Origin of the sequence: Allobosea sp. AK1 (genome assembly GCF_006714945.1) — a bacterium.
In the GTDB taxonomy this organism is placed as follows: Bacteria; Pseudomonadota; Alphaproteobacteria; order Rhizobiales; family Beijerinckiaceae; genus Allobosea; species Allobosea robiniae.
The window spans coordinates 4,989,379-5,012,815 of the sequence record NZ_VFMG01000001.1 but is presented as its reverse complement, the minus strand read 5'-3'; the positions used below and the strand labels follow the sequence as shown (position 1 = coordinate 5,012,815).

At 65.6% G+C, this 23,437-nt stretch carries 22 protein-coding genes; 20 read left to right on the top strand and 2 right to left on the bottom strand.

The features are described from left to right. The first annotated feature begins 44 nt into the window (after positions 1 to 44). The 4 genes from uvrA (at position 45) to FHT98_RS23870 (ending at position 6,585) form a co-directional block, all read left to right on the top strand. On the top strand, positions 45 to 3,014 hold the full coding sequence (gene uvrA, locus FHT98_RS23885) for an excinuclease ABC subunit UvrA (RefSeq protein WP_142115520.1): 2,970 nt from the start codon (positions 45 to 47) through the stop codon (positions 3,012 to 3,014). A 235-nt stretch (positions 3,015 to 3,249) separates the two neighbouring features. Continuing rightward, positions 3,250 to 4,878 (top strand): RNA-directed DNA polymerase, encoded by a 1,629-nt coding sequence (locus FHT98_RS23880; RefSeq protein WP_142115519.1) that lies wholly within the window; start codon positions 3,250 to 3,252, stop codon positions 4,876 to 4,878. A 52-nt stretch (positions 4,879 to 4,930) separates the two neighbouring features. After that, on the top strand, positions 4,931 to 5,620 hold the full coding sequence (locus tag FHT98_RS23875) for a hypothetical protein (protein WP_248309297.1): 690 nt from the start codon (positions 4,931 to 4,933) through the stop codon (positions 5,618 to 5,620). A 638-nt stretch (positions 5,621 to 6,258) separates the two neighbouring features. Further along, positions 6,259 to 6,585 (top strand): hypothetical protein, encoded by a 327-nt coding sequence (locus FHT98_RS23870; protein WP_142115517.1) that lies wholly within the window; start codon positions 6,259 to 6,261, stop codon positions 6,583 to 6,585. Positions 6,586 to 6,620: 35 nt separating this feature from the next. Here FHT98_RS23870 and FHT98_RS23865 read toward each other — a convergent pair whose 3' ends face one another. Next, positions 6,621 to 7,661: a zinc-dependent alcohol dehydrogenase family protein gene (locus tag FHT98_RS23865; RefSeq protein ID WP_142115516.1), complete on the bottom strand. Its 1,041-nt coding sequence runs from the start codon at positions 7,659 to 7,661 to the stop codon at positions 6,621 to 6,623. A gap of 168 nt (positions 7,662 to 7,829) precedes the next feature. Here FHT98_RS23865 and FHT98_RS23860 point away from each other — a divergent pair, with 168 nt between their 5' ends. From FHT98_RS23860 to FHT98_RS23785, 16 genes are all read left to right on the top strand, one after another. Further along, on the top strand, positions 7,830 to 9,149 hold the full coding sequence (locus FHT98_RS23860; protein WP_185745256.1) for an O-antigen ligase family protein: 1,320 nt from the start codon (positions 7,830 to 7,832) through the stop codon (positions 9,147 to 9,149). 80 nt (positions 9,150 to 9,229) lie between these two features. After that, the gene (locus tag FHT98_RS23855; protein ID WP_142115514.1) at positions 9,230 to 10,204 is read left to right on the top strand and encodes a Gfo/Idh/MocA family protein; all 975 of its coding nucleotides are present in this window, start codon (positions 9,230 to 9,232) and stop codon (positions 10,202 to 10,204) included. A gap of 217 nt (positions 10,205 to 10,421) precedes the next feature. Further along, complete coding sequence (locus FHT98_RS23850; RefSeq protein ID WP_244492842.1) at positions 10,422 to 10,736, top strand: 2Fe-2S iron-sulfur cluster-binding protein; 315 nt, start codon at positions 10,422 to 10,424, stop codon at positions 10,734 to 10,736. Next, positions 10,736 to 11,092 carry a DUF2849 domain-containing protein gene (locus FHT98_RS23845; RefSeq protein ID WP_142115513.1) on the top strand — a complete coding sequence of 119 codons (357 nt, stop codon included), beginning with the start codon at positions 10,736 to 10,738 and terminating at the stop codon, positions 11,090 to 11,092. Before FHT98_RS23850 ends, FHT98_RS23845 begins: the two co-directional genes overlap by 1 nt. Positions 11,093 to 11,094: 2 nt before the next feature. Further along, positions 11,095 to 12,765 (top strand): nitrite/sulfite reductase, encoded by a 1,671-nt coding sequence (locus FHT98_RS23840; protein WP_142115512.1) that lies wholly within the window; start codon positions 11,095 to 11,097, stop codon positions 12,763 to 12,765. After that, complete coding sequence (locus tag FHT98_RS23835) at positions 12,752 to 13,276, top strand: DUF934 domain-containing protein (RefSeq protein WP_248309296.1); 525 nt, start codon at positions 12,752 to 12,754, stop codon at positions 13,274 to 13,276. The genes FHT98_RS23840 and FHT98_RS23835 overlap by 14 nt, the downstream gene beginning before the upstream one ends. Positions 13,277 to 13,279: 3 nt before the next feature. Next, on the top strand, positions 13,280 to 13,531 hold the full coding sequence (locus FHT98_RS23830) for a hypothetical protein (RefSeq protein WP_061968004.1): 252 nt from the start codon (positions 13,280 to 13,282) through the stop codon (positions 13,529 to 13,531). Then, positions 13,528 to 14,985, top strand: a complete 1,458-nt coding sequence (cysG, locus tag FHT98_RS23825; RefSeq protein ID WP_142115510.1) for a siroheme synthase CysG — start codon at positions 13,528 to 13,530, stop codon at positions 14,983 to 14,985. The genes FHT98_RS23830 and cysG overlap by 4 nt, the downstream gene beginning before the upstream one ends. Positions 14,986 to 15,176: 191 nt before the next feature. Then, the gene (locus FHT98_RS23820; RefSeq protein ID WP_113585388.1) at positions 15,177 to 16,217 is read left to right on the top strand and encodes a sulfate ABC transporter substrate-binding protein; all 1,041 of its coding nucleotides are present in this window, start codon (positions 15,177 to 15,179) and stop codon (positions 16,215 to 16,217) included. A 10-nt stretch (positions 16,218 to 16,227) separates the two neighbouring features. Continuing rightward, positions 16,228 to 17,124 (top strand): sulfate ABC transporter permease subunit CysT, encoded by an 897-nt coding sequence (cysT, locus tag FHT98_RS23815; RefSeq protein WP_061968009.1) that lies wholly within the window; start codon positions 16,228 to 16,230, stop codon positions 17,122 to 17,124. Next, entirely contained in the window at positions 17,117 to 18,004 is an 888-nt protein-coding gene (gene cysW / locus FHT98_RS23810) for a sulfate ABC transporter permease subunit CysW (protein ID WP_142115509.1), read from the top strand. The genes cysT and cysW overlap by 8 nt, the downstream gene beginning before the upstream one ends. Before the next feature lie 24 nt (positions 18,005 to 18,028). Then, a complete protein-coding gene (locus tag FHT98_RS23805; RefSeq protein ID WP_113585386.1) occupies positions 18,029 to 19,075 on the top strand; it encodes a sulfate/molybdate ABC transporter ATP-binding protein in 1,047 nt (348 codons plus the stop codon). A 122-nt stretch (positions 19,076 to 19,197) separates the two neighbouring features. Further along, the gene (locus FHT98_RS23800) at positions 19,198 to 19,635 is read left to right on the top strand and encodes an OsmC family protein (protein WP_113585385.1); all 438 of its coding nucleotides are present in this window, start codon (positions 19,198 to 19,200) and stop codon (positions 19,633 to 19,635) included. After that, complete coding sequence (locus FHT98_RS23795; protein WP_142115508.1) at positions 19,632 to 20,492, top strand: sulfurtransferase; 861 nt, start codon at positions 19,632 to 19,634, stop codon at positions 20,490 to 20,492. The genes FHT98_RS23800 and FHT98_RS23795 overlap by 4 nt, the downstream gene beginning before the upstream one ends. A gap of 104 nt (positions 20,493 to 20,596) precedes the next feature. Then, positions 20,597 to 21,916 carry a 30S ribosomal protein S12 methylthiotransferase RimO gene (gene rimO / locus FHT98_RS23790; RefSeq protein WP_061968017.1) on the top strand — a complete coding sequence of 440 codons (1,320 nt, stop codon included), beginning with the start codon at positions 20,597 to 20,599 and terminating at the stop codon, positions 21,914 to 21,916. A 205-nt stretch (positions 21,917 to 22,121) separates the two neighbouring features. Continuing rightward, the gene (locus FHT98_RS23785) at positions 22,122 to 22,361 is read left to right on the top strand and encodes a hypothetical protein (RefSeq protein ID WP_185745255.1); all 240 of its coding nucleotides are present in this window, start codon (positions 22,122 to 22,124) and stop codon (positions 22,359 to 22,361) included. Positions 22,362 to 22,461: 100 nt separating this feature from the next. Here the strand turns inward: FHT98_RS23785 and FHT98_RS23780 are convergent, their stop codons facing one another. Beyond that, positions 22,462 to 23,436, bottom strand: a complete 975-nt coding sequence (locus FHT98_RS23780) for a quinone oxidoreductase family protein (RefSeq protein WP_142115506.1) — start codon at positions 23,434 to 23,436, stop codon at positions 22,462 to 22,464. Between the last annotated feature and the right edge of the window lies 1 nt (position 23,437).

Here is a 23,437-nt window from a genome sequence, read left to right as displayed (position 1 = left end):
GGCATTTGCCCTACATCTAGCGCTTCACCGCAACGGACGCCCCGATGGCCCGCAAGACCGAATCCGCCGCTGCCCAGGCTGCTGCGCTGGAAGACATGTTCGACCGCAACCGTGCGGCCGACCCGAACAGCCGCGCCATCACTGTGCGCGGCGCGCGCGAGCACAACCTCAAGAATGTCGATCTCGCCATTCCGCGCGACAAGCTCGTGGTCTTCACCGGCCTCTCCGGCTCGGGCAAGTCCTCGCTCGCTTTCGACACGATCTATGCGGAAGGCCAGCGCCGCTATGTCGAGTCGCTCTCGGCCTATGCCCGCCAGTTCCTCGAGATGATGCAGAAGCCCGATGTCGACCAGATCGACGGGCTCTCGCCGGCGATCTCGATCGAGCAGAAGACGACTTCGAAGAACCCGCGCTCGACCGTCGGCACGGTCACCGAGATCCACGACTATATGCGCCTGCTCTGGGCGCGCGTCGGCATCCCCTATTCGCCCGCGACCGGCCTGCCGATCGAGAGCCAGACCGTGCAGCAGATGGTCGACCGCATGGTCGAGCTGCCGGAGAAGACGCGCGGCTACCTGCTCGCGCCTGTCGTGCGCGGCCGCAAGGGCGAGTTCAGGAAGGAGATGGCCGACTGGCTGAAGCGCGGCTTCCAGCGCGTCAAGGTCAATGGCGAGTTCTACGAGATCCCGGACGCGCCGCCGCTCGACAAGAAGTTCAAGCACGACATCGACGTGGTCGTGGACCGCATCGTGATCCGACCCGATCTCGGCGCGCGGCTGGCTGATTCGCTGGAGCAGGCGCTGGAGCTGACCGACGGCATCGCCGTCTTCGAATATGCCGACGAGAAGGAGGAGAACGGCGAGGCCAGGCGCGTCACCTTCTCCTCGAAATTCGCCTGCCCGGTCTCCGGCTTCACTATCCCTGAGATCGAGCCCCGGCTGTTCTCGTTCAACAACCCGTTCGGCGCCTGCCCGGTCTGCGACGGCCTCGGCCACGAGATGCGGATCGACCCGGACATGATCGTCCCTGACCATTCGCTGACGCTGAAGAAGGGCGCGATCGCGCCCTGGGCCAAGTCGACCTCGCCCTATTACGGCCAGACGCTGGAATCGCTCGCGAAGCATTTCGGCTTCTCGATGACAAAACCCTGGTCCGAACTGCCGGAGAGCGCCCGCAAGGCGATCCTGTTCGGCACGGGCACCGAGCCCGTGCGCATGGCCTATAATGACGGCCTGCGCAGCTACGAGGTGAAGAAGCCCTTCGAGGGCGTCATCACCAATATGGAGCGGCGCTGGAAGGAGACGGAGTCGGACTGGGCGCGCGAGGAGATCGGCCGTTTCATGTCCGAGACGCCCTGCGCCGCCTGCAACGGCTATCGCCTGAAGCCCGAGGCGCTGGCGGTGAAGATCGACATGCGCCATATCGGCGAGGTCTCGAAGCTCTCGGTCAAGGACGCGCTGGACTGGGTCACCGCCCTGCCCGCTAGGCTTTCGAAGAAGCAGAACGAGATCGCCCCGCGCATCCTCAAGGAAATCCGCGATCGCCTGACCTTCCTGCTCGATGTCGGCCTGGAATACCTCACCCTCGCCCGCGCCTCCGGCACGCTCTCCGGCGGCGAGAGCCAGCGCATCCGCCTCGCCAGCCAGATCGGCTCGGGCCTCACCGGCGTGCTCTATGTGCTGGACGAGCCTTCGATCGGCCTGCACCAGCGCGACAACGAGCGCCTGCTCGGTACGCTGCGCCGGCTAAGAGACCTCGGCAATACGGTGATCGTGGTCGAGCATGACGAGGACGCGATCCTGACGGCCGACTACGTCGTCGATGTCGGCCCCGGCGCCGGCATCCATGGCGGCGAGATCGTCGCCAAGGGCACGCCGCAGGACATTCTCGACGACCCGAATTCGCTCACCGGCAAATACCTCACCGGCGAGATGTCGGTCGCGGTACCGGCCAAGCGCCGCAAGGCCACGAGCGGCCGCAGCCTCAAGATCGTCGGCGCGCGCGGCAACAACCTGCGCAATGTCGATGTCGAGATCCCCTTGGGGATGTTCACCTGCATCACCGGCGTCTCCGGCGGCGGCAAGTCGACGCTGGTGATCGACACGCTCTACAAGGCGGTGGCGCGCAAGCTGAACGGCTCGATCGACCATCCGGCGCCGCATGACCGCATCGAGGGCATCGAGCATCTCGACAAGGTCATCGACATCGACCAGTCGCCGATCGGCCGCACGCCGCGCTCGAACCCGGCGACCTATACCGGCGCCTTCACGCCGATCCGCGAATGGTTCGCCGGCCTGCCGGAGGCGAAGGCGCGCGGCTATCAGGCCGGGCGCTTCTCGTTCAACGTCAAGGGCGGCCGCTGCGAGGCCTGCCAGGGCGACGGCCTCATCAAGATCGAAATGCACTTCCTGCCGGATGTCTACGTCACCTGCGACGTCTGCAAGGGCAAGCGCTACGACCGCGAGACGCTGGAAGTGAAATACCGCGACAAATCGATCGCCGACGTGCTCGACATGTCGGTCGAGGAGGCGAAGGGCCTGTTCAAGGCGGTGCCCTCGATCCGCGACAAGATGGAGACGCTGGCGCGCGTCGGCCTCGACTATGTCAAGGTCGGCCAGCAGGCGACGACGCTCTCGGGCGGCGAGGCGCAGCGCGTCAAGCTCTCCAAGGAACTGTCGAAGCGCGCCACCGGCCGCACGCTCTACATCTTGGACGAGCCGACCACGGGCCTGCATTTCCATGACGTCGCCAAGCTCATGGAGGTGCTGCACGAGCTGGTCGACCAGGGCAATTCGGTGGTGGTGATCGAGCACAATCTCGAGGTGGTGAAGACCGCCGACTGGGTGATCGACATGGGCCCCGAAGGCGGCGACGGCGGCGGCCAGGTGGTGGCCGAGGGCACGCCGGAGGACATCGTCCGCATCGGCAAGGGCCACACCGCGCGCTTCCTGAAGGAGGTGCTCGACCGCCGGCCGATCAAGAAGGGCAAGGTGCAGCGGCAGGCGGCGGAGTGAGGGCATTGAGCGCTGTCGCTTAACTTCAGTTCCTCACATACATGCAGACCTTTGTCTTCAGCCGGACTGACGTCATTGCAATGACGTTCACCAGTTTTCCGTCGCAATCAGTGGACACCTCACAGGCATCCCGGAACCCGCGCTTCCCCGCTAGACATTAAAATTCATTATCTGCAATTTGAGACGAGACTGAGCGCCGCATCCCGCGCTACCTCAGCGCGAAAAATGAGCCGAAATGATCGGGGTTCAGAAAGACCATTTTCTTCGGGCCGCGCTTGAGATCGGTCATAGCGGCGACAACGACACGTTGCCTTACGACCTAGATGCCGCCTTTATTAAAGATAGGGCGAGTGATCTCGCTTCGCTTTGCCTAGCTTTGTTTCAACGCGTTGAGACTGGCGCAGGAGGCAAACCGCGACCATTCATGAACGGACTTGCGATTGTGGCGGAACGACTGCTCGTTCCGTCAGGGCCGCAAGGCTTTCGAATTACAACTAAGATTCATCCATTCTGGAACCTTTATTTGAACGGCTTGGGCCTCGCGATTGCGGAGGCAAACGAAGGGCAGCGGAGTGCCCGCGCGCACTCCTATCGGCTTTCGCAGCAGGGCCCCGGCTTTTTCGACCGAACAAGATCGTGGCGCGCCTATAAGCTCGCCACGTTGAACGAGCCCACTCTGAGCGAGGAGCACGCGGTCGTTATCCAGACAGATGTCGCTAGCTTTTACGAGCACATCTACCACCATCGGCTAGAAAATGTGCTCAAGGATCTCGCTCCAGGATCTACTCTTGCGATGCAAATTGACCGCATCCTGAGCAAGTTAGCGGCGGGTCGCTCTTTCGGGCTTCCGGTCGGCGGTCAATGTGCGCGAATTTTAGCCGAAGTGATGATGACGCCGATCGACCGGTCTTTAACCGATGTTGGACTTGTCTGGCACCGTTATGTTGATGACTATACTTTGATTTGTCGCTCGCAGCAGGACGCCTACAAGGCGCTTTCAGAGCTGTCTCATGCGTTGGCTGACTACGGCCTATCACTCAATCGTAGCAAAACGACATTCCTGAGCGCTAAACATTATAAGGACTTCATTTCGGCACAGCTGGGAGAGAGCGAAGATTCGAGCCTTGCGCTACGGGAGCTCGACCTACATTTCGATCCTTACTCAGACAATGCAAGTGTCGAATATGAAAAACTCAAAGATTCGTTTGAGAAGATTGACATCTCTTTTTTGCTCGATCTTGAGAGAGAAAAATCCCAGCCTGACGCCTTTGTACTTGCGCAGATTGGTCGTGCACTAAAATTTCAGGAGCCTGCTGTCGCTGTCCAGCTTTGCGCCACGCTCCTCGCCCCCGACAATTTGGACTCGTTTCGGGCCTCTTGGTCAAAAATCATGCGCGGCGTATATGCCGTCAGGTCGAACCAAGAGTTCGCATCGATCTTCGTAACGATTGACGCTTTGCTAGATCGAATTCCTGCCGCGGGCGGCCATCTACTCGTTCCCGAAGCTAATATGCTGCATTTCCTGCGAGCGATCCGGTTCGTAAGAACCGATCTCCGCGGCGCGTTCGTCCGTAAGACGTATGATGAGACAGCATCCGCATCTGTTCGACGTGCCTGTATCGACTGCTGGAGGCATTGGGCTGACCGGTCGAATTTCACGCGTTTGCGCAACCAATGGCAGAACTTGGGCGCTGGGGAGCAACGGATGCTTTGGCTGGCGGCAGGTGCTTTCGGCGACGAAGGGGAGAAGACAAGGGACCAACTGCGCGGTTCACTGCCGCAGGCTTGGCAGTTGGGAATTGAGACCGGTGCGCCCGGCAGCTTTGCAGCCTGCTATGAAGATTGGGTCAAGCATGCTGTCTAGCAGGCTGCCCGCCCGCGACCCACGGACTGTCGCGCGAGACATTCCCGGCGTTATGGACATTCTGTTCCCGCGACTGACTGGCGGTCTCGTTAATGCCCTTAACGCAAAGATGTTCTCATTCCCTGGTATCAGTCCTGTTCCTATAAAAATAATCAATCAGAGCCGGCTCCAGAAGGCGATGATGTTTGAATTGTCCATGGCGCGCGCCGAAAGCGAGCTCCGAGGCGGGGTGGTCGCTTCGTGGGATGAATGTCTAGTTGTCGCATCGAAGCGCCAAAGACGCCATTTCGATGCGCGCATTCCACAAAAGCTTGAGCAAGTCGATATTCTGGTTGCAGACCACGCGGCTCGCAATTTGATTGCGATGCTAAACAGCGTCCAGGCTCAGCGGCCAACTGCGGTTTTGGAACATGCGCCGCTCATTCCCGGCCTCGGCTGGGTGGCGTCTGGCAACGGCGATTTCGCGATAGGCTCTACACTCATCGAAGTTAAGCACACCGAGCGTAACTTTGGCGCGGGCGATTTCCGCCAGATTTTGATGTATTGGCTCTTGCGCTATGCCCGAGCCGTTGAGAATGACAATGCTATCTGGGCGGACGTCCTATTGCTAAATCCGCGACGCAACGGAGCACTCCTGATTAACTTCGATCACCTGTCGCGGTCGGCGTCCGCATCATCGAACCGTGTCGAACTGGTCGAGTTACTACGGCATGCGGTCGGTCAAGATTTCGATCGGCGTTGAAAGAAGCGTACGCCTAACCCGATGCTTTGCTCTCCATTGATCTGGCCGCTAAGCGATTGAGACCGGTTCCAAGATTAGATGCGGCCCGGCTTTTCTAATATCGCTTTTGCAGGCTTAGGACGCAAAAGTCGTGGCCTGACTTATCCCCGCCCCTCATTACCCGCCCTATCCTGCCCTCGCCCATCACCCAAACGGGGCGGCCGTCCGGAGGTATGCTGGAGGTTGGGTGAGGGTCGGCGCCTGCGGGCGGGGGTTACGCCCTGCTCCCGGGAGGCTTCGGGAACCGCCCTGGGGACACTACGGTCCCTGTGCGAGGAGCTCGCTGGGAACGGCCGGCCGTTGACGATGGCTATGGCGACGACGCGACGCTCCCGTAAGGGACACTGGCGTCGAAACCCGCCCATCCTGAACCGCCCGGCCCGATAAGCGCGGCCCGGAGCCCAAAATCGCCGAAGGCGGAGCGCCACGGGGCGTGCGACGGGTGGCTCAATCCCGCCGCGCCGCAGCCTGGCTCAACGGTTGCGGATTTCCCTCGCGCCTCGCGGCGCTCCGCCAGCCCTGTCTAGCCACCCTTGCGACCCCGCCGCGCATCCGCGCGGGCGGATGATCCTGCGTGCCCGACCCCAGGGAGACCCGCCATGCCGAAACGCCGGAACACCCCAGCCGCTACCCCGCCGATCACCGATTTCGAGAGCTGCCAGCGGGCGCGATCCGCCCTGTTTCGCCGGCTGACCGACCAGCTCGAAATCTTCCGCGTCTGCCCGAACAGGATCTGCAAGCGGAGGCGCGCCTGCCAGGACGCGCGCGGCGCCTGCTTCCTCGCCGTCTTGCGGGCCATGCCGGACGATACCCGCAGGTCGTTCGCCTACGCGGTGGAGAACCGCGCCAACGGGCTCGACCCCGACGAAGCGATCGCGCAGGCCGAGGCCCGCGTCGCCAAGGAGATCGCCCGGCACGGCGAATAAAGCCCGGCTGAGGGGCGCCTGAGCGGCGGCGCTCCTCAGAACCGGTCGATGATCGTCACGCCCGTGCCCTCGAAGCGGTCCATCGCCATCAGGGCGGGGATCGATTCGGCGAGGTCGATGCGGCGGCCGACGAGTTGCTGCGGGGTGAGCTTGCCGGCGCTGATCATGTCGAGCATCGCGCCATAGCGATGCGCCTGCATGCCATGGCTGCCGAGGATTTCGAGCTCGTGGGCGATGACCTGCGCCATCGGGATCGGCGGCGTCGCCTGCTCCGCCAGCAGGAGCCCGACCTGGATATGCTTGCCGCGCTTGCGCAGGTTCGCCACCGAGTTAAAGCAGGTCTGGGGGTGGCCGAGCGCATCGAGCGAGACATGGGCGCCGCCGCCGGTGGCGTCGCGCACGGCGGCGACGACATCGGGCTGGGTTCTGGCGTTGATCGTCACCGCGGCGCCGACATCGCGGGCGAGGCGCAATTTGTCGTCGGAGATGTCGACCGCGACGACGTTCGCGCCAAGCGCATTGGCGATCATGATCGCGGAAAGGCCGACGCCGCCGCAGCCATGCACCGCGACCCATTCCCCGCCCGAGACCTTGCCCTGGTCGACCACGGCGCGGAACGAGGTCACGAAGCGGCAGCCGAGGCTGGCGGCCGTGGCGAAATCGATCTCCTCGGGCAGGCGCACGAGGTTGAAATCGGCCCGGTCGATGCGGACATATTCGGCGAATGAGCCCCAATGGGTGAAGCCGGGCTGGAACTGGTCGTCGCAGACCTGCTGGTTGCCGGAATGGCATTGCGGGCAGGAGCCGCAGCCCGAGACGAAGGGCACGGTGACGCGGTCGCCCTCGCGGAAGCGCACGACGCTGCGGCCGACCGCGGCGATGACGCCGGCGAGCTCATGGCCTGGCACATGCGGCAGGCGGATATCGGGATCGTGGCCGACCCAGCCATGCCAGTCGCTGCGGCACAGACCCGTCGCCTCGACCTTGATGATGACGCTGTGCGGCTCCGGGGTCGGGTCCGGCAGGATGCGCAGTTCGGGGGCCTGCCCGAAGGCTTCGTAGACGACGGCTTTCATGGGGCGGGCCCTCCTTCGGTCGAGGGCCGTGTCATGCGGCAGCGCTGCGGGAAGCGTCAACCGTGACGTCCTGCGACGGTCAGACGCCCTTAAGATTCCGCGCCTATGCTGCGTTCGCGCTCGGCCTGCCGCGTCGGCGGGCTTTCCGAAGACGGCCGCGAAACATCCATGAGCGACAGCGTCCAGGGCTCGACGATCAGCGACGACCACCGTTCCGCGGCCGGGACCGGCGCGTTCGGCGGCATCCTCGCCGGCTGCGGGCTGTTCATCCTGATGCTGTCGCTGCAGCCCTTCGCCGGGCCGCCGGAACCGACGGCGCCGGGCGAATCGACCGGCAATATCGTCAACCAGATCGGCTATTTCGGGCTCGGGCTGGTCTTTCTCGCGGCGATGCTCGGCCTGACGCGGCGCGACGTGCTGGCGCGGCTGGGCTTCAGCCGCTGGGCTGTCGTCTTCGGCATCGCGGCGCTGTCGGCGCTGCAATCCTTCGATCCGACCGGCTCGCTGCGCGGCTTGCTGCTGACAGCGATCGTGATGATCGTCGTTGCCGGCATCCTCGTCCTGCCCGATGACGAGCACAGCTTCGCCGTGGCGGCAGTGAATGCCTGCCTCGTGCTGCTGCTGCTGGTCTACGCGATGCTGGTGGTGGCGCCGCAGCTTGTCATCCACGGTTCGGAAGGCGCGGAGGGCGTGCATGCCGGCGACTGGCGCGGGCATCTCTCGCACAAGAACTTCGCCGCGCCGGTGTTCTCGATCGTGGCGATGATCGGAATCTATGGCTGGCGCTGCGGCCTGCGCTGGCGCGGGGCCATCATCGTCGCGCTCGGCGTCCTGTTCGCGCTCAACAGCGGCTCCAAGACGACGCTGGGCTTCCTGCCGCTCGCCATCGGCGTGGTGGCGATGGGGCGCGTGACCGGGCGGCCGGGGCTGGCGATATTCGCCCATCTCGTGCTGGTCGGGCTGATCGCGGCGCTGACGATCGGCTCGGTGATGTCGCCTGCGCTCAACGGCATCCTGAAGGCGCTGATCTCGGACCCGACCTTCACCGGGCGCGACGAGATCTGGAAATTCGCCCTGCAACGCATCGCGGAGCGGCCGTGGTCCGGCTACGGCTATGCCAGTTTCTGGCAGACGCCGGCCGTCACCGGCCTCGAGGAGAACTACGAGGCGAGCTGGGACGTGCGCGGCATCGGCTCCGGCCATGACAGCTATCTCGACGCCGCGCTGACCTTCGGCGTGCCCGGCGCCATCATGATGGTCTTCGTGCTGATGGGCCTGCCGCTCGTCGATTATCTGCGCGCCTGCCGCGTCGCGCCGAACCGCCGGCTCGCCGATCTCTTCGTCATGATCGTGATCTTCATGACCTATATCGGGATGCTGGAATCGTTTCTGCTCAACCGGGCCGATCCGCTCTGGGTGCTGTTCGCGCTGGCGGTAACGGGTATCGGCCTGACCGCCCGAATGCGGGCAAAGCCACCGCAATCCTGAGCGGGCGCCAAACCGCTGGACAAGCGGGCCTTGTCCGGGGAAACAGCAGCCGGCCCGAAGATCCGGCGAGCGAGACGCATATGACCGTAAATCCCATTTCCCTTGGCCTGATCGGCGCCGGCATCATGGGCGAGCGCATGCTGCGTGCCGCGCTCGACCAGCCGGCGAGTGCGCTCCGCGTCTCCGGCATCTGGGACCCCTCGGCCGAGGCGATGGAGCGGATCGGTGCTGCATTGCCTGCGGTGGCGCAGCAGCCGGATGCGGCTGCCCTGATCGCTGCAAGCGACTGCGTCTATATCGCTTCGCCGCCCTCCTCCCATCTCGGTCATGCCCGTGCGGCGCTCGCTGCCGGCAAGGCGGTGTTCTGCGAGAAGCCGCTCGCGGTCGATGTCGACGATGCGCGGGCTTTCGTCACTGAGGCCGGCGCGCGCGGCGCGGTGAACTTTCCCTTTGCCTCCTCGCCGGCCGTTGCCCGTTTGCGGGAATGGATCGACTCGGGTGCGGTCGGCACGCTCCAACGCGTCTCGATCGAGGTCGCCTTCGCGACCTGGCCGCGCTCCTGGCAGGTCGACGCGGCGGGCTGGCTCGACCGTACGGCGCAGGGCGGCTTCACCCGCGAGGTCGTCTCGCATTTCCTATTCCTGACCCGCCGCATCGCCGGGCCTTTCGCCAACCTTTCCGCCAAGGCCACCTACCCCGAATCCGGCAAGAGCGAGCGCCGGATCGAGGCGACGCTGACCGCGGGCGCCCTGCCCGTCAGCCTCACCGGCAACGTCGGTACGACCACCAAGGACGACCATAACGTCTGGACGCTGGAGGGGGATAAGGGCGCTGTCCGGCTCTGCGACTGGTCGCGCGCCGAGCGTCGTCTTGCCGACGGCAGTTGGGAGCCCGATCCGGAAGCGCTCTCCCAGAACGAGGCGCGCCCGCTGGCCCTGCGCCGGCAGCTCGAGGGCGTGGCGAAGCTGACCCGTGGCGAACCGCACCATCTCGCGACCCTCAGCGAAGCGTTCGATGTGCAGGACATCGTCGAAACGATCCTGAAAAGCGCCTGACATACGGCCTGCATGCGGGCGGCCTCGCTGCGTGGCGCGCGAAGTTGCCCGAATGGCACAAATTTGCGGCAGATCCGCCGAAAAGCCGCTCCCTGGGATAATTCTACTCTGCTGTCAGGATAATTCGAAAAAACCGCCTACCTGATGTGAATTGAGCCCTACCCCGCCGATAGCGTAAAACTCCTGTTCGAAAGACCGAACGGGGATGGGCGTTATCGTGGCAGTTCTGAACGTCATCGATCGACAGGGCCGGAGCCATGAACTGGAAGCCGTGGAAGGCTGGCGGGTCATGGAGATCCTGCGCGACTACAAGGTCGGCATCGAGGGCGTCTGCGGAGGCTCCTGCGATTGCGGCACCTGCCATGTCATCGTCGCCCAGGAATGGGCCGAGAAGCTGCCCGAGCCGCGCAACGAGGAAATCGATGCGCTCGACGAATTGCCATTGATCGAGGCGACCTCCCGGCTTTCCTGCCAGATCATCTGGGCTGATGATCTCGACGGGCTGACGCTGACGCTCGCGGAGGCCGCGTGATGGCCGCCGCTGCGAAACGCGTTCCCCTGCCGGCGATCCTGCTCGCCAACGACCTGCTCGACGGCGATGTCGTCTTCGCGACGGCCGATGGCGCCGGCACGCTGGCCTGGACGCGCGATCCTGCACTTGCCCTTGTCGCAGCCGACGATGCGGCGGCCGACCAGCTCGAGGCCTTCGCCGCCGCCGAGCTGCGCGGCAACAAGGTGGTCGACGCCTATCTCGTCGATGTCGCCATCGAGAGCGGCAGCCCGGTTCCCCGCCATTTCCGCGAGCGCTTCAAGACGCTCGGCCCCAGCAATCGTCCCGATCTCGGCAAGCAGGCCGGTGAAGGCATCGTCGCCGCGCCGAAGGGCTGACCATGTATCGTTACGACGAATTCGACGAGCGTTTTGTCCGGGAGCGGGTGGCGCAGTTCACCGACCAGGTGACGCGCCGGCTAGACGGCTCTCTGACCGAGGACGAGTTCAAGCCGCTCCGGCTGAAGAACGGCGTCTATCTCCAGCTTCACGCCTATATGCTGCGGATCGCCGTGCCCTATGGCACGCTGAACTCGCGACAACTGCGCCAGCTCGCCCTGATCGGCGAGAAGTATGACCGCGGCTACGGCCATTTCACCACGCGGCAGAACCTGCAGTTCAACTGGCCGAAGCTGCGCGACGTGCCTGAAATCCTCGGGCTGCTCGCCGATGTCGAAATGCACTGCATCCAGACCTCCGGCAACTGCATCCGCAACGTTACCGCCGATCATTTCGCTGGCGTCGCGCAGGACGAGATCGAGGACCCGCGCCCGACCGCCGAATTGATCCGGCAGTGGTCCTCGGCCCATCCCGAGTTCAGCTACCTGCCGCGCAAGTTCAAGATCGCAGTGACCGGCGCCGAAGCCGATCGCGCGGTGATCAAGGCGCACGATATCGGCCTGCGCCTGCGCCGCCATCCCGACACGCATGAGACCTGCTACGAGATCAGCGTCGGCGGCGGGCTCGGCCGCACGCCGATGATCGGCAAGGTGGTGCGCGACTACCTGCCGAAGAAGGACCTGCTCGCCTATCTCGAGGCGATCATGCGCGTCTATAATCTCGAGGGTCGGCGCGACAACAAGTACAAGGCGCGTGTCAAGATCCTCGTCCACGAGATCGGCGCCGAGGAATTCACACGCCGTGTCGAGGCCGAGTTCGCTCAGCTCGACGGCCCTTCGATCAATGCGGATCCGGAAGAAGTGGCGCGCATCGCCGCCTATTTCGCGCCGCCGCGCTACGAGGCGCTGCCGGCCGTCAGCAACACGCTGGAAGCGGCGAAGGCCGCGAACCCGGCCTTCGCCCGCTGGGTCGAGGTCAACACGGTCCCGCACAAGGTGCCCGGCTACACCGCGCTGACGATCTCGCTGAAACCGATCGGACAGGCGCCGGGCGATGCGACCAGCGAGCAGATGCGCCGCGTCGCCGATCTCGCCGAACGCTATTCCTTCGACGAATTGCGCGTCACCCACGCGCAGAACCTCGTGCTGCCGCATGTGCGCCAGCGCGACCTCTTCGCCATCTGGCAGAAGCTCGGCGAGGCCGGGCTCGCCACTGCCAATGTCGGGCTGGTCACCGACATCATCTCCTGCCCCGGCCTCGATTATTGCGCGCTGGCGACGGCGCGCTCGATCCCGATCGCACAGGCGATCCAGAGCCGCTTCGCCGACGAGGCGCGCCAGCGCGAGATCGGACCGCTCGGCATCAAGATCTCCGGCTGCATCAATGCCTGCGGCCATCATCATGTCGGCCATATCGGCATTCTCGGCCTGGAGAAGCGCGGCATCGAATCCTACCAGATCACGCTCGGCGGCGACGCCACCGAGAATGCCGCGATCGGCGAAATTCTCGGGCCCGGCCTCGCCGCCGAGGAGGTGCCGGACGCAATCGAGCGGATCGTTTCCGTCTACCTCGCCGCGCGCAGCGAGGGCGAGAGCTTTATCGACAATGTCCGCCGCATCGGGCTCAGCCCCTTCAAGGCCGCATTCCAGGAGACCGCCCGTGCCGCTGCTTGACCGGACCGGAAGTGCCGAGGACCGCTGGACCCGCAGCGAAGGCGCAGCGATCGGCAATATCCCGGCGGCGATCGTGCCCTGGGAGGTTCTCGCCGCGGCGCTCGACGCGCAGGAGCCCGAGCAGGTGATCGGCGTGATCCTGCCCAATTCCGTGCCCTTCGCCGCGCTCGAACCCTTCCTGCCGCGGCTGGCGCTCGTCGCCATCGCCTTTCCCGCCTATTCCGACGGGCGCGGCTTCAGCCTCGCCCGCCAGATCCGGCGCGCCGGCTTCGCCGGTGAGGTTCGCGCTAGCGGCCCGCTGATCGCCGACCAGTTCGCCTATGCGCTGTCCTGCGGGTTCGACACCATCGAATTGCCCGAGGCGAGTGCCGCCCGCCAGCCGGTGCCGCAATGGCTGCGGGCCCGGGACACGTTCAGCGCCACCTACCAGCGCGGCTATAGCGAAAGCGGCCGCAACGTCCTCGACCAGCGCCGGGCGGCGAGAGCCGCAGCGCCCATCGCAGCGGAGTGAGGTATGACGATCTCGACCGCGACACAGGGTTCCATCGAGCGCTCCCGCACCGCTGCGAGCATCGACGAGAGTGATCCTGATGCCGTGTTCGAGACGCAGCTGCTGCTCCAGCCTGCAAGCGGAGCACGCAGGCGCTGGTTCGATCTTTGCTTTCGCCTTATCATCCTGACACTGGCCGCGCTGTGGCTGCTGACGCCACCGGCGGGCAACGAGCGCAATGCGGCAGACGCAAAGGCCGTGGCGACGACCCGATGACCGACAGACAGCCCGAATCCACAGCGGCCCGCATCGAGCCGCTGGCGACGCTGCCGCTCTTCCATAAGCTGGACGGGCGCAAGGTTGTGCTCGCCGGCGGGACCGAGGGTGCCCTGTGGAAGGCGGAGTTGCTCGCGGCGACCGGAGCGGAGCTACATGTCTTCGCCGATGGCGAGGAGGCGCTGTTCGCCGGCTTGGTGCGGAGCGAGGTTGGCAGCCGCATCCATGTCCACAGCCGGGCCTGGCAGGCGGACGATCTCACCGATGCCGCGATCGCCGTCGCCGATCTCGACGATGCCGATGCGGTCCGCGCCTTCGTCGCAGCGGCGCGGCAGGCGGGCGTGCCGGTCAACATCGTCGACAAGCCCGAGCATTGCGATTTCGCCTTCGGCGCGCTGGTCAACCGCTCTCCGCTGATCGTTGCGGTCTCGACCGATGGCGCGGCGCCGGTATTCGGACAGGCAATCCGGACCAAGATCGAGGCCTTGCTGCCGCCCGGGCTGAAGAACTGGGCACAAGCTGCCGCCGATTGGCGCCCGGCGGTGCAGGCGCGCGAACTGCCCTTCGCCCTGCGCCGCAGCTTCTGGGAGCTTTTCGCCGGCAAGGCCATGGCCGAACCGGAACGCACGCCGAACCTCGATGACGAGGCCGAGCTTTTCGCGAAGCTCTCCCGGATCGAGGCTGCCCACGACGGCAAAGGCCGCGTCACGCTGGTCGGCGCTGGTCCGGGCGACCCGGAATTGCTGACGCTGAAGGCGATCCGGGCGCTGCAGAGCGCCGATATCATCCTCTATGACGACCTCGTCTCGCCCGGCGTGCTCGAACTCGCCCGGCGCGAGGCCAAGCGCATGCTGGTCGGCAAGACCGGCTATGGCCCCTCGGTGAAGCAGGGCGACATCAACGCGCTGATCGTCTCGCTGGCTACGCAGGGTAAGCATGTCGTGCGCCTCAAAGGCGGCGACCCCGGTATTTTCGGCCGTGCCGGCGAGGAGATCGAAGCCTGCCAGGCGGCTGGCGTGCCCGTAGCGATCGTGCCGGGCATCTCGGCGGCGCAGGGTGCGGCCGCCTCGCTCGGCCTGTCGCTGACCCATCGCGACCATGCGCGGCGCCTGCAATTCGTCACCGGCCATTCGCGCAAGGGCGAACTGCCGGATGATCTCGACTGGCGCGCCATGGCCGACCCCGCCGCCTCGACCGTGATCTACATGGCCCGCGCCACCCTGCCCGGCTTCCGCGAGCGTGCCATTGCCGCCGGGCTCGACCCGCAGACGCCGGCCGTCGCCGTGCTGGCCGCCACGCGACCGGACGAGCAACGCATCGCCGCGACCATCGTGGACCTGCCGGAGCGGCTTGGCGAGTTGCCGGCGAACGGCCCCGTGCTCGTCCTGCTCGGCCATGCCTTCGGCCCGGCGCTTTCCGCTGCGAATCCGGCGGAAGATCGCCGCCGGGCCTGACAGCGGCCCGGCTTCGTCGCCGGGTGGAACGCGATCGCCGGAGATGCGTTTTCTCCTCCGGTGCCGCAATTTGGAAGGCGCTGTTTGCGCCAAGTCATTGAGGCAAAGCCGATAATTCAGTACGTTTCGTTTGTTATTCAGAACGGATCGAGGCTTCTTCAAACCTCGCCGCGAACCAACGGAGCCCTGACATGACGCGACCTGCTTATAGCCGCCTCCTTCGGGCCGGACTGGTACTGGGAGCCTTCAGCCTGTGCTTCGGCGTCGTTGCCGGCGCGCGCGCCCAGACCGAGCTCCTCAACGTTTCCTACGACCCGACCCGCGAGCTCTATCGCGACATCAACGCGGCCTTCCTCGCCGAATGGAACGCGAAGCACCCCGACAAGAAGATCGCGACGATCCGCCAGTCGCATGGCGGCTCCGGCGCGCAGGCCCGCACCGTGATCGACGGGCTCAATGCCGATGTCGTGACGCTGGCGCTGGCCGGCGATATCGACGCCGTGGCCGAGCGCTCGAAGAAGCTGCCGCTCGACTGGCAGAAGCGCCTGCCGCACAATTCCTCGCCCTATACCTCGACGATCGTCTTCCTCGTCCGCAAGGGCAATCCGAAGGCGATCAAGGACTGGGGCGACCTGGTGAAGCCGGGCGTGCAGATCATCACGCCGAATCCGAAGACCTCAGGCGGGGCGCGCTGGAACTATCTCGCCGCCTGGGCCTATGCCGAGAAGGCCTTCAACAAGGACGACGCGAAGATCCGCGACTATATCGGCAAGCTGCTCGCCAATGTCCCGGTGCTCGACACCGGCGCGCGCGGCGCGACCACGACCTTCACCCAGCGCGGCATCGGCGACGTCTTCCTGTCCTGGGAGAACGAGGCCTTCCTCGCCCTGAAGGAGTTCGGCACCGACAAGTTCGACATCGTCGTGCCCAGCCTGTCGATCCTGGCCGAGCCGCCGGTCGCCCTGGTCGATGGCAATGTCGATGCCAAGAAGACCCGCGAACAGGCGCAGGCCTATCTCGAATTCCTCTACACCCCGAAGGCGCAGGCGATCATCGCCCGGAACTTCTATCGCCCGCGCAACCCGGAAGCCGCCGACGCCAAGGACATCGCCAATTTCCCGAAAGTCGAGCTGGTGACGATCGACGACGTGTTCGGCGGGTGGAAGAAGGCGCAGCCGACCCATTTCGGCGATGGCGGCACCTTCGACCAGCTCTACAAGCCGGCCCGCTGAGGACCTGTCCATGACGGCGGCGACGACGACCTTCCGCTGGCGCGAGCCGAGCATCCTGCCCGGCTTCGGGCTGGCGCTCGGGATCACCGTGACGGCGTTGTCGCTGATCGTGCTGATCCCGCTGGCGGCGCTGTTCCTCAAGGCCGCCAGCGCCGGCCCAGCCGATATCTGGGCGGTGGCGACCTCGCCGCGGACGCTCGCTGCGCTGAAGCTTTCCTTCACCGCCGCCTTGTTCGCTGCGCTTGTCAACGCCGTGTTCGGGCTGATCCTGGCCTGGGTTCTGGTGCGCTACGAATTTCCCGGCCGGCGCCTGATCGATGCGGCGGTCGACCTGCCCTTCGCCCTGCCGACGGCCGTCGCCGGCATCTCGCTCGCCGCGATCTATGCCCCGAATGGCTGGGTCGGCTCGCTGCTGGCGCCGCTCGCCTTCAAGCTGACCATTCCCTTCACCGATCTCTCCTTCGGCTTCGACGGCAAGGTCGCCTATACGCCGCTCGGCGTGATGGTGGCGCTGATCTTCATCGGCCTGCCCTTCGTGGTGCGGACCGTGCAGCCGGTGCTGGAGGAACTGCAGAGCGATGTCGAGGAGGCCGCCGCGCTGCTCGGCGCCAGCCGCTTCCGGACGATCTTCCGGGTGATCCTGCCACAGGTCCTGCCGGCGCTGATGACCGGCTTCGTGCTCGCCTTCGCGCGGGCGGTCGGCGAATACGGCTCGGTGATCTTCATCGCCGGCAATGTGCCGATGATCTCGGAGATCGCCCCGCTGCTGATCGTGATCCGGCTCGAGCAGTTCGATTATGCCGGCGCAGCGGTGGTGGCGACGATGATGCTGCTGATCTCGTTTGCGCTCATCCTCGCCGGCAACCTGATCCAGGCCCGCGCCCGCCGGAGGTTCGGCGATGTCTGACGCGACCCTGCCCTCCGCTGCGGCCACGCCGCCTCGCAGCGCCAGCCGGGCGCGCGGTGAAAGTGCTGCCGTGCAGGTCGCGCTGATCGCGATATCGCTCGCCTTCCTGCTACTCTTCCTGCTGCTGCCTCTGGTCACGGTCTTTGTCGAGGCTGCCGCCAAAGGCTGGGAGGCCTATCGCGCCGCGATCACCGAGCCGGATGCGCTGGCGGCGATCCGGTTGACTTTGCTGGTCGCCGCGATCGCCGTGCCGATCAACATCATCGTCGGCATCGCCGCCGCCTGGGCCATCGCCAAGTTCGAATTCCGTGGCAAGGACCTGCTGATCAGCCTGATCGACCTGCCCTTCTCGGTCTCGCCGGTGATCTCGGGCCTCGTCTTCGTGCTGCTCTTCGGGGCGCAGGGCTATTTCGGGCCGTGGCTACAGGCCAATGACCTCAAGATCGTCTTCGCCCTGCCCGGCCTGATCCTGGCGACGGTCTTCGTCACCTTCCCCTTCGTGGCGCGCGAATTGATTCCGCATATGCAGTCGCTCGGCTCGGCCGACGAGGAAGCGGCGCTGACGCTCGGCGCCTCGCCCTGGCGCGTCTTCTTCTCGGTGACGCTGCCGAACGTGAAATGGAGCCTGTTCTACGGCGTCCTGCTCTGCAACGCCCGCGCGATGGGCGAATTCGGCGCGGTCGCGGTGGTCTCGGGCAAGATCCGCGGCCTGACCAACACCATGCCGCTGCATATCGAGATTCTCTACAACGAATACATGGGCGCGGCCGCCTTCGCGGTGGCCTCGCTGCTGGCGGGGCTGGCGCTGGTCACCCTCGTGCTGAAGACCCTGCTGGAATGGCACTACGGCGATGTGATCGCCGCCAGTCGCCGCCATTGACCCACAGACGAAGGATTTCTCGCCATGTCGGTCGCCGTCACCATCGAGACCATCGAAAAGCGCTTCGAGAACTTCCCGGCGCTGCGCGGCGTCTCGCTCGATATCCAGCCGGGGGAGCTCGTCGCGCTGCTCGGCCCGTCCGGCTCGGGCAAGACCACGCTCTTACGCCTGATCGCCGGGCTGGAGGAAGCCGATCGCGGCCGCGTGCTGTTCGGCGAGACCGATACACGCGAGCTCTCGCTGCGCGACCGCCGCATCGGCTTCGTCTTCCAGCAATACGCCTTGTTCAAGACGATGAACGTCGCCGAGAATATCGGCTTCGGCTTGAAGTCCCGGCCGCGCCGCGAGCGCCCGAGCAATGAGGACATCCGCAAGCGTGTCGGCGATCTGCTCGACCTCGTTCAGTTGCCGGGGCTGGAGAAGCGCTATCCCAGCCAGCTCTCCGGCGGCCAGCGCCAGCGCGTCGCTCTGGCCCGCGCGCTCGCCATCGAGCCGCGTGTTCTGCTGCTGGACGAGCCCTTCGGCGCGCTCGATGCCAAGGTCCGCAAGGATCTGCGCGCCTGGTTGCGCGAGCTGCACGGGCGCACCGGCCACACCACCGTCTTCGTCACCCACGACCAGGAGGAGGCGCTGGAGCTGGCCGACCGCGTCGCGATCCTCAACGAGGGTCGCATCGAGCAGGTCGGCTCGGCCGACGACGTCTACGACCATCCGGCCACACCCTTCATCTGCGAGTTTTTGGGCGAGGTGAACAAGTTGCCGGTCAAGGTCGTCGGCAGCCAGGCCTTCTTCGGCGACCGGCCGGTGCTGGGCGGATTGTCGCAGAACCAGGGCGGCCCGGCCTCGCTCTATGTCCGCCCGCAGCATCTGCGCATCGTCGACGAGACGCCGCTGGCGCTTCCCGGCACGGTCGAGCACTTGCGCCGCAACGGCCCGATCCGCCGGGCGGAGGTCGCGGTCGAGGGGCTGAAGAAGCGGCTGGAGGTCGATCTCGCCAGCCAGGTCGCCCCGGCGATCGGTGAGCGGATCAGGCTCCGCATCGCCCATGGCAACCTGTTCGCTGCCGCCTGATCGGAAATCTCGCGCATCGGGCGGTCGCTAAAAGCGGATTCCCCTTTCCAGCGCGATGCCCTAGCCTCCCGGGCGAATCCGGCAGCCATTCTCGGCTCTCTCGATCCGGACAGGAGATCGCGATGAAAGCACGCGCGAAATGGGTTGATGGCATGGCCTTCATGGGCGAGTCCGGCAGCGGGCACGCCATGATCATGGACGGTGCGCCTGAATATGGCGGGCGCAATCTCGGCATCCGGCCGATGGAGATGCTGCTGATCGGGCTTGCCGGCTGCACGGCTTTCGATGTCGTCGGGATGATCAAGAAGGGCCGGGAGGACATCACCGGCTGCGAGGTCGATGTCGAAGCCGAGCGCGCCACGACCGACCCCAAGGTCTTCACCAAGATCCACCTCGCCTACCGCATTACCGGCAGGGGCCTGTCCCAGGCCAAGGCGGAACGCGCCGTCACATTGTCGAAGGAAAAATACTGTTCGGCTTCGATCATGCTCGGGGCGACCGCCGAGATGAGCTACAGCCTCGAAGTGATCGATGAATTGCACAAGGAGGCCGCTGAATGAGCAGGGCTGAATTCGCAGGACTGATCTCGCCGGACGCGCTGGCCGCCCGGCTCGGCGACGAGAACCTCGTCATCGTCGATATCCGCACCGTTGCCGACGGCGCGAAGGCCGCCTTCGAGGCCGCGCATATTCCCGGTGCCGTCCATTCCGACTATGCCGCCGATGGCTGGCGGGCGAAGATCGGCAATGCGCCGGGCATGTTGCCGCCGCTCGCCCATCTCGCTGCGCTGGCAGGCCGGCTCGGCATCAAGCCGCAGGATGATGTCGTGATCGTCCCGGCCGGCACCGCCGCGACCGATTTCGCCGCGGCGGCGCGGGTCTACTGGACGCTGAAATTCATCGGCCACGGCCAGCAGGCGATCCTCGATGGCGGCTTCAAGGGCTGGACCAACGATCCGCAACGCCCGGTCGCGACCGGCGCCTCCGCGCCGAAGAGCGCTGGCGCCTATCCGGTCGTGGCGCAGCAGGGCCTGCGCAGCACGGCGGATTCCACGCTCGTCGCATCGCGCAGCAAGCAGGCGAGCCTCGTCGATGCGCGCGGGCCGAGCTATTTCGAAGGCCGCGAGAAATCGGCCGAGGCCGCGCGCGCCGGCCATATCCCCGGCGCGATCCAGCGCGACTATGCCGGCGCCTTCGAGGGCGGCAAGCTCAAGGCGCCGGGCGAGCTGCAGCAGCTCTTCTCCGCGGTGCCTCAGGGGCCGGTGATCTCCTATTGCAACACCGGCCATTCGGCCGCGGCGAACTGGTTCGTGCTGTCGGAGGTGCTCGGCCGCGACGAGGTCGCGCTCTATGACGGCTCGATGACCGATTGGACGCAGGACCCTGACCGCCCCGTCGCGACCGGCAAGGCGGCCTGATCGCGCTTCCGATTGCAAAACAGGTTGAAACCGTTCAAAGGAAGCGCCGATCGCGTGCCGTGACGCGCGGCGCTTCCTGACATTCTGAACCGAGCCATCAGCCGATGAACGCCGTCGCGCCGAAAATCTCCTTCGTTTCGCTGGGCTGCCCGAAGGCGCTCGTCGATTCCGAGCGGATCATCACCTCGCTGCGCTCCGAGGGCTACGAGCTCTCGAAGAGCCATTCCGGTGCCGATCTCGTCATCGTCAACACCTGCGGCTTCCTCGATTCCGCCAAGGCGGAATCGCTTGAGGCGATCGGCGCGGCCATGGCCGAGAACGGCAAGGTCATCGTCACCGGTTGCATGGGCGCCGAGCCCGAGCAGATCCGCGACGCCTTCCCGAACGTGCTCGCGATCACCGGCCCGCAGGCCTATGAGAGCGTCGTCTCGGCCGTGCACCAGGCGGTGCCGCCGAAGCATGACCCCTTCGTCGATCTCGTGCCCGATCAGGGTATCAAGCTGACGCCGCGGCACTACGCCTATCTCAAGATTTCAGAGGGTTGCAACAATCGCTGCACTTTCTGCATCATCCCGAAACTGCGCGGCGATCTCGTCTCGCGGCCGATCGGCGACGTGCTGCGCGAGGCCGAGAAGCTCGCCAAGGCCGGCGTCAAGGAATTGCTGGTGATCTCGCAGGACACCAGCGCCTACGGCCTCGACATCAAGTATGCGCCCTCGATGTTCAAGGATCGCGAGATCCGCACCCGCTTCTTCGAGCTTGCCCGCGAGCTCGGGCAGATGGGGATGTGGGTGCGCCTGCACTATGTCTACCCCTACCCGCATGTCGACGAGGTCATCCCGCTGATGCAGGAGGGAATCGTCCTTCCCTATCTCGACATCCCCTTCCAGCACGCCTCGCCGAACGTCCTCAAGGCAATGAAGCGCCCGGCCCATCAGGACCGCACGCTGGACCGCATCCGCAAGTGGCGCGAGATCTGCCCGGACCTTGCGATCCGCTCGACCTTCATCGTCGGCTTCCCCGGCGAGACCGAGGAGGACATGGATATCCTCGTCGACTGGCTGAAGGAAGCGAAGCTGGAGCGCGTCGGCGCCTTCAAATACGAGCCGGTGAAGGGTGCGCCCGCCAATGACCTCGGCCTCGACCTCATCCCCGAGGAGGTGAAGGAGGCGCGCTGGCACCGCTTCATGAAGGCGCAGGCCGAGATTTCCGCCCGCATCGTCAAGGGCCGCGTCGGCAAGCGCATTCAGGTCATCATCGACGAGGCCGGCCCGACCGTCGCCAAGGGCCGCTCGAAATGGGACGCGCCCGAGATCGACGGCAATGTCTATGTCGCGAGCCGCCGACCCCTGCGGGCCGGCGATATCGTCACCGTGAAGATCGAACGGGCCGACGCTTACGATCTTCACGGCATCGCGGTCTGAACCGGCTCGCGCGTCAGCTTCCGAACCCGCAAACCTGACGAACGGCGCGGCCCCGGCGATCCTGCGCGACCCTCAGGTCGCCGCCGCAGCCTTCCGAGGCCAGGACCGGAGGAGGCTCGCGGCCAGGCCGCTCATTGCAGGCGACGGTGGTGCAATTGGTCCCGGCGGTCCGCGCCCGTCCTGCGCCCGGCACCCGGAGGCGTTCGTGATCCTGCAGGCGGATGGCGATGACGGAATTGTGGTCGCCGCCCTGGCCGCCCTGGCCGCCGCCGCCATTGCCGCCACCACCACCGCCACCGCCGCCGCCGCCCTGCTGGGCCATGGCAGCGGTCGAAAGCGTCAGGGTCGCAAACAGAAGGCCGACGATCTTGATCTTGTTGGGCATGACATCACCTCGAATGATTGTCAGCACATCCTGCTGATGTCGTTTGGTCGCGGCACCTGATCGCCGGGTTCACACCGCGCATAAAAAATGCGCCCGGATGACCGGGCGCATGTTCTTTCCGACGTCATGCTCGGGCCTGACCCGAGCATGACGTCCCGGATCAGGGAATCAGCACCGTCGAGCCCGTGGTACCGCGCGACTCCAGAAGGCGGTGCGCATCGGCTGCATCCTTCAGCGGGAAGGTCGCGTTGACCGGCACCTTGACCTTGCCGCTCGTCACCGCCCCGAACAGGTTCTTCGCCATCGCGATCATGGTCTCGCGCTTGGCCGTGTGGGTGTTGAGCGTCGGACGCGTGACATAGAGCGAGCCCTTGGCGGCGAGGATGCCGAGATTGAACGCTTCGACCGCGCCGGAGGCGTTGCCGAAGCTCGCCAGCAGGCCGAAGGGCTTCAGGGTGTCCAGCGACTTCATGAAGGTGTCCTTGCCGACGCCGTCATAGACCACGTCGCAGAGCGCCCCGCCGGTGATCTCCTTCACCCGCGCCGCGAAATCCTCCTCGCGGTAGTTGATGACATGGTCGGCGCCATGCGCTTTGGCGAGCTCCGCCTTCTCCTTCGAGCCGACAGTGCCGATCACGGTGGCGCCCAGCGCCTTGCCCCATTGGCAGAGGATGAGGCCGGTAGCGCCAGCCGCGGCATGGACCAGGATCGTGTCGCCCGGCTTCACCTTGTAGGTCCGGTGCAGCAGGTATTCGGCCGTCAGCCCCTTCAGCAGCATGCTGGCGGCGGCCTCGTAGGAAATGCCCTCCGGCAGTGCCACGACGGAGGCCGCCGGAACGATGCGCTCCTCGGCATAGGCGCCGAGCGCCGAGACGACCGCGACGCGATCTCCGGGCTTGAACTCGGTGACGTTCGCGCCGACGGCGAGCACATCGCCGGCGCTCTCGTTGCCCAGCGTGAAAGGCAGTTGCGGCGCCGGATAGAGGCCCGAGCGGAAATAGGTGTCGATGAAGTTCAGGCCGATCGCCCGGTTGCGGATCAGGATTTCGCCGGGACCCGGCTGCGGCAGCGTGACGTCCTCGAACTGCAGGACCTCGGGACCGCCGGTCTTGTGGGCACGAATGGCTTTGACCATG